The sequence below is a fragment of the Amycolatopsis sp. NPDC049253 genome (assembly GCF_040678995.1).
Classification (GTDB): Bacteria; Actinomycetota; Actinomycetes; order Mycobacteriales; family Pseudonocardiaceae; genus Amycolatopsis.
Genome location: NZ_JBFAQX010000001.1, coordinates 262,952 through 272,043 on the forward strand (window position 1 = coordinate 262,952; position 9,092 = coordinate 272,043).

At 70.1% G+C, this 9,092-nt stretch carries 10 protein-coding genes and 1 pseudogene; 6 read left to right on the top strand and 5 right to left on the bottom strand.

Translation table 11 applies throughout. The annotated features are described in order from the left end of the window. Window positions 1-9: 9 nt before the first annotated feature. Window positions 10-975, top strand: a complete 966-nt coding sequence (locus tag AB0K15_RS01345) for an Ldh family oxidoreductase (RefSeq protein WP_364044061.1) — start codon at window positions 10-12, stop codon at window positions 973-975. Here AB0K15_RS01345 and AB0K15_RS01350 read toward each other — a convergent pair. Together AB0K15_RS01350 and AB0K15_RS01355 are read right to left on the bottom strand one after the other, a co-directional pair. Then, window positions 972-1,199 carry an RNA-binding S4 domain-containing protein gene (locus AB0K15_RS01350; RefSeq protein WP_285971084.1) on the bottom strand — a complete coding sequence of 76 codons (228 nt, stop codon included), beginning with the start codon at window positions 1,197-1,199 and terminating at the stop codon, window positions 972-974. The two genes, AB0K15_RS01345 and AB0K15_RS01350, sit on opposite strands and share 4 nt — an antisense overlap. A gap of 25 nt (window positions 1,200-1,224) precedes the next feature. Continuing rightward, window positions 1,225-1,977: a serine protease gene (locus tag AB0K15_RS01355; RefSeq protein ID WP_364044064.1), complete on the bottom strand. Its 753-nt coding sequence runs from the start codon at window positions 1,975-1,977 to the stop codon at window positions 1,225-1,227. A gap of 68 nt (window positions 1,978-2,045) precedes the next feature. Between AB0K15_RS01355 and AB0K15_RS01360 the strand changes: the two genes are divergently transcribed. Beyond that, the gene (locus AB0K15_RS01360; RefSeq protein ID WP_364044067.1) at window positions 2,046-2,879 is read left to right on the top strand and encodes an SDR family NAD(P)-dependent oxidoreductase; all 834 of its coding nucleotides are present in this window, start codon (window positions 2,046-2,048) and stop codon (window positions 2,877-2,879) included. Between the two features lie 138 nt (window positions 2,880-3,017). Continuing rightward, the gene (locus tag AB0K15_RS01365; protein ID WP_364044070.1) at window positions 3,018-3,698 is read left to right on the top strand and encodes a hypothetical protein; all 681 of its coding nucleotides are present in this window, start codon (window positions 3,018-3,020) and stop codon (window positions 3,696-3,698) included. 98 nt (window positions 3,699-3,796) lie between these two features. Here the strand turns inward: AB0K15_RS01365 and AB0K15_RS01370 are convergent, their stop codons facing one another. The 3 genes and pseudogenes from AB0K15_RS01370 to AB0K15_RS01380 form a co-directional block, all read right to left on the bottom strand. Continuing rightward, entirely contained in the window at window positions 3,797-4,453 is a 657-nt protein-coding gene (locus tag AB0K15_RS01370; RefSeq protein ID WP_364045334.1) for a response regulator, read from the bottom strand. After that, window positions 4,450-4,926, bottom strand: a complete 477-nt coding sequence (locus AB0K15_RS01375) for an ATP-binding protein (protein ID WP_364045336.1) — start codon at window positions 4,924-4,926, stop codon at window positions 4,450-4,452. The genes AB0K15_RS01370 and AB0K15_RS01375 overlap by 4 nt, the downstream gene beginning before the upstream one ends. Before the next feature lie 82 nt (window positions 4,927-5,008). Next, window positions 5,009-6,070: pseudogene (locus AB0K15_RS01380) on the bottom strand (sensor histidine kinase); the annotation flags it as partial. A gap of 142 nt (window positions 6,071-6,212) precedes the next feature. Between AB0K15_RS01380 and AB0K15_RS01385 the strand changes: the two are divergent. The 3 genes from AB0K15_RS01385 to AB0K15_RS01395 are packed head-to-tail and all read left to right on the top strand — an operon-like array spanning window position 6,213 to window position 8,942. Further along, window positions 6,213-7,019 carry an ABC transporter ATP-binding protein gene (locus AB0K15_RS01385; RefSeq protein WP_364044073.1) on the top strand — a complete coding sequence of 269 codons (807 nt, stop codon included), beginning with the start codon at window positions 6,213-6,215 and terminating at the stop codon, window positions 7,017-7,019. Next, on the top strand, window positions 7,009-7,890 hold the full coding sequence (locus AB0K15_RS01390; RefSeq protein WP_364044076.1) for an ABC transporter permease: 882 nt from the start codon (window positions 7,009-7,011) through the stop codon (window positions 7,888-7,890). The genes AB0K15_RS01385 and AB0K15_RS01390 overlap by 11 nt, the downstream gene beginning before the upstream one ends. After that, entirely contained in the window at window positions 7,890-8,942 is a 1,053-nt protein-coding gene (locus AB0K15_RS01395; protein WP_364044079.1) for an ABC transporter substrate-binding protein, read from the top strand. Before AB0K15_RS01390 ends, AB0K15_RS01395 begins: the two co-directional genes overlap by 1 nt. The last annotated feature ends 150 nt before the right edge of the window (window positions 8,943-9,092 follow it).

Consider the following 9,092-nt stretch of genomic DNA (forward strand, 5'->3'; position numbering starts at 1 on the left):
CGCCGCCAGATGCGCTTGGGCAGTCTCGATGAAGTGCCCCTCAGACCACGTTCGCTGCGTCCCGCCCGCCCCGCCGTCGCTCAAGAAGTCCCTGAAGACACACCGATTCCCGAACAGGTCTGGCAGCGCGTGCCCGCCGATGAACTGGTCACGCTGGTTTCCTTGATCCTTGTGGCACACGATTTTCCCGACGATCGCGCGCGAATGGCCGCGGAAGCCTTGTGCCACGGTGATCTCACGGGTTCACCCGACACCGGCGTCGTGGAGCTGCTGCGAATTCACCTGCCCGCCTTGGAAACCGGTGAGGTCGCCCCGCGCGCCGAGCCGCTGATGATCGCCGACCGCGGTGCCGCCGCGCTCATCGACTACCGGCGCGCGACGGGCCTGTGGGCCGTCGGCGACGCGATGGACCTCGCCGTCACGCGGGCGGGGCGCTTCGGCGTCGGGCTGATTTCGATGCGCGGCGTCGGGCCGTTCGGCCGCGTTGGGCACCACGCCGCGCGCGCGTTGCCCCACGGGATGATCGGCCTGGTGATGGCGGCCGGCGAGGTCGGGGCGGGCCACCCGCTCGGCATGGCCGCACCCGCCGGCGCGTACCCGGAGTTCGTGCTCGACGTCGACCTCGGCGACGCCTCGCGCAACCCGCAGTTCGCGGGCTTCGCGCTGCTCGTGGACGTGCTGGCGGGCGTGCTCTCCGGCGTCGCCGACCACGAGAACGACACGGGCCTGCTCGTGCTCGCCATCGCGCCCACGACGCTGCGCAGCGCCGACGGGTTCTACCGCGCGGCCAGCGCGTTGTTCGGCAGCATGCTCGGCTGGGAAGGCGGCACGCCGATCCGCTACCCGGGCTGGCGCGAAGCCCAGTACCTCGAACAATGCCGCGCGCTGGGCGTCCCGCTCAGCGCGCCGGTGCGGCGTCAGCTCGACTCGCTGGCGCTCGGGCTGGGCCTGCCGCCGCTGACCAGCGTCGGCTAGCGCGCGAGCGTCACCCGTCCGCGGTCGCCACCGACGGCCACCACGTCGCCGTCGGAGAGCTGGCGGCCGCGGCGGGTCTCGACCTCGTCGTTCACGGTGACCTCTTCGTTCTCGATGAGGTCCTTGGCGTGGGCGCCGTCCTCGGCGAGGCCGGCCAGCTTCAGGAACTGGCCGAGCCGGATCGGTTCGCCGGTGATGGGCACGTCACGCACGGGCTCGCTCATACGCCGCATCATCCGCCATCGGCACTCACGGGCGCGAGGTGGCTTGCCGGTACAGCGCGGTGATGTCGTCGTCGAAGTAGCTGGAGTACGACACGTCGTCGGTGTCGCCGCCGGTCTCGAAGCCGCCGACCACGCCGACGACGATGCCGAGCAACGTGTGCGGGTCGGCTTCGGCCACGAACGGGCCGCCGCTGGTGCCGGTGGCGAAGCCTGCGCAGTCCACCCGCAGCTGGAAGGTGTCCTGCTTCGACGTGGTCGTGCTGCAGACGGCGGGGACGTCGGAGCCGTCGGGGTAGCCGGTGACCGTCACGGATCGCGCGAACGGACCGTCCGCACCGAGGCGGTTCGCGCCCGTCACGGCCTCGAGCGGTCCGCTCGCGCCGGCCTGGTGCGCGGTGGCGAAGCCGACGTCGAGGTCCGGGTCGGAGTCGTCCGCCCAGCCCCGCGCCACGAGCTCGTCGCCGACGTCCCAGAAGCCGAACGGGGCCACGCCGTCGTGGAAGCCGGGCGCGAAGGTGATGCCGGTGAAGTACGTGCCACCCGCACCGTCGTGGAGGCAGTGCGCGGCGGTGAGCAGCTCGTCGCCGCGGTCGCTGTGGACCACGCTCGCGGTGCAGTAGTGGGAGCCGTCGAGGAACAGCGCGCCGACGGCCGCGTTGGCGGGCCGCGCGGCCGTTTGCGCTGGTGAAGCGCGGTGTCCGGTGACGGCCACGACGGTCCCCGTCGCGCCGAGCAGCACGACCGCGCCCAGCGTGAGCACCACTCGCGCCCGCCGCATCCATCCTCCCGAAGATCGCTCTCGCCACTAGTATCCAAAACCTGGAGCACCGGACGAGGGGAGCGGCGATGAAGGAGTTCACCGACAAGGTCGCGGTCATCACCGGAGCGGGCTCGGGCATCGGCCGCGCGCTCGCGCTCGGGCTGGGCCGACGTGGCGCGCGCCTGGCACTGTCCGATGTGGACGCCGAAGGCCTGGAGAGCACGGTCGACGCGGCGAAGTCCCAGGGTGCGGACGTGCGCGGCTACTCGCTCGACGTCTCCGACCGCGCCGCCGTGCTGGCGCACGCGGACGAGGTGGCCGGCGCGTTCGGCCGGGTCAATCTCGTGGTGAACAACGCCGGTGTCGCGCTCGGTGCCACCGTGGAGGACATGACGTTCGAGGACTACGACTGGCTGATGGGGATCAACCTCGGCGGCGTCGTCAACGGGACCAAGGCGTTCCTGCCGCACCTCATCGGCTCGGGCGATGGACACCTGGTGAACATTTCGAGCGTGTTCGGATTCGTCGGAGTGCCCACTCAGAGTGCTTACAACGCGGCGAAGTTCGCCGTTCGCGGATTCACCGAGGCGTTGCGCGAAGAAATGCTCGCGGCCCGCCATCCGGTGGCCGTGAGCTGCGTGCACCCGGGCGGTATCAAGACCAACATCGCCCGCCACGCGCGCGGCGGCAGCGACGGCGACCAGGAAGCCGCGGCGGCCGGCTTCGAGAAAATTGCCCTGACCACACCGAAGAAGGCCGCCGAAACGATCATCCGCGGGGTGGAACGGCGGTCCGCCAGGATCCTCATCGGACCCGACGCGTACGTCATCGACGCCATCCCGCGCGTGCTCGGATCGGCGTATCAGCGGCCGCTCGCGACCATGGCGCGGCTCGGCTTCAAACGGATGGGGAAGAACTGAATCGCGCCCGACGTGCGGGAGTTCGCTCGGCCCTTATAGTTGCCGTCACCCAATGGAGTTGCCTTTCTGACAAACCCGTCGGAAATGCACCAGAATGCTGACGTCCATCCGAGTGCCCGTACCCCGGAGGTACCTTCCATGCTGCGCACCGCCGAGCGACGCGCGACCTCGCCCGCCGACGAGCTGCTCGACCGCACGGGCATCCTCGCGGCGAGCGTGCCGCGCGGGCGCCGCAGCCCGGAGGACACCCAGCCGATTCCCGTGGTGCCCGCCCTCCTGCCCATCGCCGGCGACGGGGCCAGCGCGACGGTGCTCGCGCCTCTCGCGCCGCGCCCGCGTGCCGTCGCCCGCCGTCGCACGCGCGGCTGGGTCGCCGGCACCGCCGCACTGGCCCTGCTCGCTCTCGGCTGGTTCGCCGGCGGTCTCTTCTCGGGCTCCTTCGCCGGGCGCACCACCGACGACGTCGCCGTGCCGACGGACCAGCACGAGCTCGTCGCGCCGGCTCCTCCGCGTCCGGCTCCGACCTCGACGCCTGCCACCCCCGCGGCGCCCCCGGCCGCCCCGGTGACCGTGTACGTCCCGGTTCCCGACCGCAAGGCCGCCACGCCCGCGAAACAGCACGTCGCCGACCGCCCCACCACCCCCCGCACCTCCGGCGGCGGCTCCGACCACCGCCCCACCTCCACCCCGGACGACGACGACCTCCGCTCCGACACGAAGGCCGGCCCGGCCAAGTCGCCGGCCGCCACGCAGCTCGACGAGTACATGTCGCAGTGGCAGCCGTGGATCGACCTGGCGGGCCGGATGTCGCATCGCTGACCACCGGTTCAGCGGCCCGGTTCAGCCCGGCTCGCCGTGCGGCCGCTGACCGGCCAGGCTGCGTTCGGCCCGGCTCGGCTCGCCAACCGCGGCGGGGGTCAGCCGATCCAGACGTACTCGTGCTCCGGGCGCCCGGTCGCCCCGTAGCGGAGGCGCATTTCCACCGCGCCCGAATCGGCCAGCGCGGTGAGGTAGCGCTGGGCCGTGGCGCGCGCCATGCCCAGCTCGCCCGCGACCTCCGCGGCCGAGAGCGGCGCACCTGACGTCCGCAGCTGCTCCGACACCAGCCGTGCCGTCGTGCTCGACTGGCCCTTCGGGGTGGTGGCGCGGTCCTGGTCGTGCAGCGCCCGGTAGGCGCGGTCGACGTCGTCCTGGGTGAAGGGGCGGTCGGTGGTCACCTGGGTGCGGAAACGGGCGTACGCGGTGAGCCGCTCGGCCAGCTGGCGCGTCGTGAAGGGCTTGATCAGGTAGTTCAGGGCGCCGGCGCGGATGGCGGCGGTGATGGACGCCGCGTCGGTCGCGGCGGAGAGGACGATGGTGTCCGTCGCGAGGTCGGGGAGCACGGACAGGCCGGGCTCGTCGGGCAGGTAGACGTCGAGCAGCACGAGGTCCGGCGTCAGCTCGCGCACGCGGGCGCGCGCTTCCGCGGCGGTGTGCGCGATGCCGGCGACGGTGAAGCCCGGCACCTCCGCGACGAACCCCGCGTGGACGCCCGCCACCCGGAAGTCGTCGTCGACGATCAACGTGCGGATCATTCCTGAGCCTCCACGAGCAGATCGGGCAGTTTCGCGACGAACAACGCGCCCGCCGCGTCGCCGCCGGCGTCGGCGAGCCAGACGTCCCCGCCGCGAGCGCGGGCCGCCTGCCGCGCGAGGGCGAGGCCCAGTCCGTGGCCGGGCGTGAGTTTCGTCGAGACACCTTCGTCGAACAGTGTGGCACGCAACGGTCCCGGCACGCCCGGTCCACTGTCCATAACGGACACGTGCAACGCCGGGCCTTCCGCGAACAGGCCGACCTCCACCGTCGCCGGCCGCCGCGGACCCATGCGGGCGGCGTGCAGGGCGTTGTCCACGAGGTTGCCGATCACGGTTCCGGTCGCGACGGGGTCGGTCACGGAGCCGCGCACGAACGAGTCGTCCGCCAGCTTCAGCTCCACACCCTTTTCCAGCCTGCTCGGATTTCGCCACCAGCAACGCCTGCAGGTACGGGTCGCGCACCGCGTCACCACCCAGCGGCGCCGAGCGCGCCGACGTCGTCTCGGTCAGCGTCTGCAGGTACTCCTCGGCCTCGGCGTGGTGCCCGAGCTGCAACAGGCCCGACAACGTGTGCAGCCGGTTCGCGAACTCGTGCCGCTGCGCGCGCAGGCCGTCGGACAGTGAACGGATGCCGTCGAGCTCACGGCTGAGCGTGTCGAGGTCGGTGCGGTCGCGGAAGGTCAGCACGGTGCCGAGGGCCCGGTCCTCCCGCTGCACCGCGCGCGAGTTCATCACCAGCACGCGGTTTCCCGCCACGGCAAGGAGATTGTCCACGGGCTGTCCCTCCACCACGGCCTTGCGCACTCGTGGTGACAGGTCCAGTTCGTCCAAAGTGGCCCCCACCGGCAGGTCGATTCCCAGCAACCGTTCGGCTTCGTCGTTGCGCACGGACACCCGGCGCGAGCTGTCCACGGCCAGCATCCCCTCGCCGATGCCGTGCAGCACGGCTTCGCGTTCGTAGAGCAGCTCGGTCAGCTCGTGGGGTTCGAGGCCGTGGGTGACGCGGCGCAGCCGGCGGTTGAGCAGCGCGGACGCGCCCGCGCCGAGCAGCAGCGCGCCCGCGGCGAAGGCCAGGGTGATCAGCAGCAGCCGATTGAAGTCCTCGGTCAGCTTGCCGACTTGGTATCCGACGCTGACCTCGCCGACCACCCGCGACCCTTGCCAGATCGGTGTCTTGCTTCGCACCGAAAGTCCGAGCGTGCCGCCGTCGAACTCGCTGATGACATCGTTGCCCGCCAGCGCTTCCACTGCCGAGGTGCTGACCTTGTCGCCGATCTCGGACGGCGTCGGGTGTGCGAGGCGGATGCCGTGGTCGTCCGTGATCACCACGAACAGGGCGCCGTTGACCCTCGACACCGCGGCCGCACGCGCCTCCAGCTCGCCACCCTGCCGTCGCGCCGTCGCACCCTGCACCACCACGGGGTCCGTCGCCACCGACTTCGCGACCGCCAGCGCCCGCTCACCGTACTGCTCGCTCAGCGTCGACCGCAGCTGCCAGCTCACCAGGGCGACGCCGAGCCCCACCACGAGCACCACCACCCCGATCTGCAACAGCAGGACCTGGCGGGTGAACCGCATGCGTTCGAACAACGCCCACTTCGGCATGCCAGGCAACATACCCCCAGCTCAGGGCCGTGCGCGAAATGAGCAAAACGTGGAGAACGAGCAGAGCGCACGCAGAACGTCGACAAGCTTCCCGGGGTCTTGATGCGCTCTTAACCTCCGTCGCAGTCCCCACCGTGACGAAGGAGTCACCACGATGGCGCCACCCCTCATCGAACTCGAACACGCGACCAAAAGGTTCCCCAGCGGCTCCGGCTCCGTGCACACCGCGGTCCGCGACCTGACCATGACCGTGCAGCCGGGCGAGTTCGTCGCGGTCGTCGGTCCCACCGGCTGCGGGAAGTCGACCACGTTGTCCCTGGTCAGTGGTCTGCAGCCCGCGTCGGCCGGAAGTGTCCGCGTGAACGGCGCCGAGGTGACGTCCATTCCGGACGGTGTCGGCTACATGTTCCAGACCGACGCCGTGATGCCGTGGCGGTCGGTGCTCGACAACGTCGCCTCCGGCCCGCGCTTCCGCGGAGTGTCCAAAGCGGACGCTCGCGAGAAGGCCCGCGACTGGATCGCCCGGGTGGGCCTCGAAGGCTTCGAGAAGTACTACCCGCACCAGCTTTCCGGCGGCATGCGCAAGCGCGTCGCCCTCGCGCAGACGCTGGTCACCGACCCGAAGATTCTGCTGATGGACGAGCCGTTCTCCGCGCTCGACGTGCAGACCCGCGCCCTCATGCAGGACGAGCTGCTGCGCCTGTGGTCCGGTTCCGGCGCTGCGGTCATCTTCGTGACGCACGACCTCGACGAGGCCATCGCCCTCGCCGACAAGGTCGTGGTCCTGACCACGAGCCCGGCCACCGTGAAGGACGTCTTCGAGATCCCGCTGGAACGCCCGCGCAAGGTCGAGGACCTGCGCCTCACCGAGGAGTTCCGCTCGATCTACTCCGACATCTGGGAATCGCTGCGCGGCGAGGTCGACAAGGCCCGCCAGAAGGGGGCGACCAGTGTCGCTTGACACCACCGCGGCACTGTCGGTGCCCGTGCTCGAAACCGAACAGGACGTGCTCGCCAAGGCCAAGCGGTCTGCCGGGCGGCGCAAGCGGAACGTGTGGCTGCTGCGGCTGGCGATCGTCGTGGTGTGGCTCGGCAGCTGGGAGCTCGCGGGCCGCTACTGGATCGACCCGTTCTTCTACTCGATGCCCTCGAAGATCTGGGAACGGCTCGTGGAGTGGTTCACGACCGGCACCGACTTCGGGTCCATCTGGTACCAGATCCTGGTGACCGTGGAGGAAGCCGTGATCGGCTTCGTGCTCGGCGCGATCGCCGGTGTGCTCTGCGGTGTGGTGCTGGGGCGCAGCCGGTACCTCGCCGAGGTGCTGGCCCCGTTCATCAAGGCCGCCAACGCTTTGCCGCGCATCGTGCTCGCGGCGCTGTTCGTGATCTGGTTCGGCCTCGGGCTGTCGTCGAAGATCGCGACCGTGTTCATCCTGGTGTTCTTCGCGGTGTTCTTCAACGCCTTCACCGGTGCTCGCGAGGTGGACCGCAACTTGATCGACAACGCGCGTATCCTGGGCGCGACGCGGTGGCAGGTGCTGAAGTCGATCGTGCTGCCGAGCGCGACGTCGTGGATCCTGTCGTCGCTGCACGTGGCGTTCGGGTTCGCGCTGATCGGCGCGGTGGTCGGGGAGTACACCGGCGCCAAGGCGGGTATGGGTTTCCTGATCTCCAACGCGCAGGGCACCTTCGACACCGCGGGTGTCTACGCCGGCATGCTGATCATCACCGTGGTCGCGCTGTTCGCGGAGTGGCTGATCGGCACCGCGGAGAACCGGCTGCTGCGGTGGCGGCCGCAGATGGCCGCGGACGACGGACGCCGGGACATCTGATGCGGCTGAAGAGGACACTCGCGGTCGCCACCGCGTTGCTCACCCTCGCCGGGGTCACGGCCTGCCGCGACTCGCGCCAGATCGACCTCGGCAACGGCGGGAAACCGCACCTGAAGATCATGATCGGCGGCATCTCCAAGGTCATCTACCTGCCGGGCCAGCTCGCGCAGCAGCTCGGTGAGTACGAGAAGCAGGGCCTCGACGTCGAGCTGTTCGACCAGCCGTCGGGCGCGAACGCCGAGACATCGTTGCTGGCCGGCGAGGTGCAGGCCGTGGTCGGGTTCTACGACCACACGATCGACCTGCAGGCCAAGGAGCAGTGCCTCACGAGCGTGGTGCAGTTCTCGAACGTGCCGGGTGAGGCCGAGATGGTCGCGTCGGCCAAGGCTTCGGGGATTCAGTCCGGAAAGGACTTCCGCGGCAAGAACCTCGGCGTGACGTCGCTGGGCTCGTCCACGGACTTCCTCACCAAGGCGCTCGCGAGCCGCGGCGGGGTGGACGGCAAGGACTACACGCCGGTCAAGGTCGGCGCCGGCCAGACGTTCATCTCGGCGCTGCAGCAGGGTTCCATCGACGCCGGCATGACCACCGACCCGACAATCGCGCAGCTCACCAACACCGGCCAGGCCAAGATCCTCTACGACATGCGCACGGTCGAGGGCACGCGCGCAGCGCTCGGCGGGCTCTACCCGGCCAGCTCGCTCTACATGAGCTGCGAGATCGTGAAGCGCTACCCGGACATCGTGCAGAAGCTGGCCAACGCGTACGTGGATTCGTTGCGGTGGCTCAAGAACCACACGGCGGAGCAGGTTGCGGACGTGATGCCGCCGTCGTTCGCGGGCGGGGACAAGGCGTTGTACGTGAAGTCGCTCAAGGACAGTCTGCCGATGTTCACCGCGGACGGACGGATGGATCCGGCCGGGGCGCAGAACGTGCTCAACGTGCTCGGTGCGTCGTCGAGCAACGTGAAGCCGAAGAAGGACAAGATCGACCTTTCGAAGACCTACACCACCCAGTTCGTGGACGCCGCGCTCACGCGCTCGGCGCGGTAGTCCACCCGTGTCCGTCCTTCCGCGCGGAGGACGGGCACACCGTGACGGCCGCCCCGCCTTCCCGGGGCGGCCGTCACGGACTTCGGTGTACAGAAGGGAAATTCGGGACATATTGGTGAAGTTTTCCCGAGATGTGAAGACCCTTCGAAA

What these genes read in the sequence shown, in the direction of transcription:
- AB0K15_RS01360 (WP_364044067.1), top strand. Translation starts at nt 2,046, where the DNA reads ATGAAGGAGTTCACCGACAAGGTCGCGGTCATCACCGGAGCGGGCTCG.
- AB0K15_RS01350 (WP_285971084.1), bottom strand. Translation starts at nt 1,199, where the DNA reads ATGAGCGAGCCCGTGCGTGACGTGCCCATCACCGGCGAACCGATCCGG.
- AB0K15_RS01355 (WP_364044064.1), bottom strand. Translation starts at nt 1,977, where the DNA reads ATGCGGCGGGCGCGAGTGGTGCTCACGCTGGGCGCGGTCGTGCTGCTC.
- AB0K15_RS01365 (WP_364044070.1), top strand. Translation starts at nt 3,018, where the DNA reads ATGCTGCGCACCGCCGAGCGACGCGCGACCTCGCCCGCCGACGAGCTG.
- AB0K15_RS01370 (WP_364045334.1), bottom strand. Translation starts at nt 4,453, where the DNA reads ATGATCCGCACGTTGATCGTCGACGACGACTTCCGGGTGGCGGGCGTC.
- AB0K15_RS01395 (WP_364044079.1), top strand. Translation starts at nt 7,890, where the DNA reads ATGCGGCTGAAGAGGACACTCGCGGTCGCCACCGCGTTGCTCACCCTC.
- AB0K15_RS01345 (WP_364044061.1), top strand. Translation starts at nt 10, where the DNA reads ATGCGCTTGGGCAGTCTCGATGAAGTGCCCCTCAGACCACGTTCGCTG.
- AB0K15_RS01385 (WP_364044073.1), top strand. Translation starts at nt 6,213, where the DNA reads ATGGCGCCACCCCTCATCGAACTCGAACACGCGACCAAAAGGTTCCCC.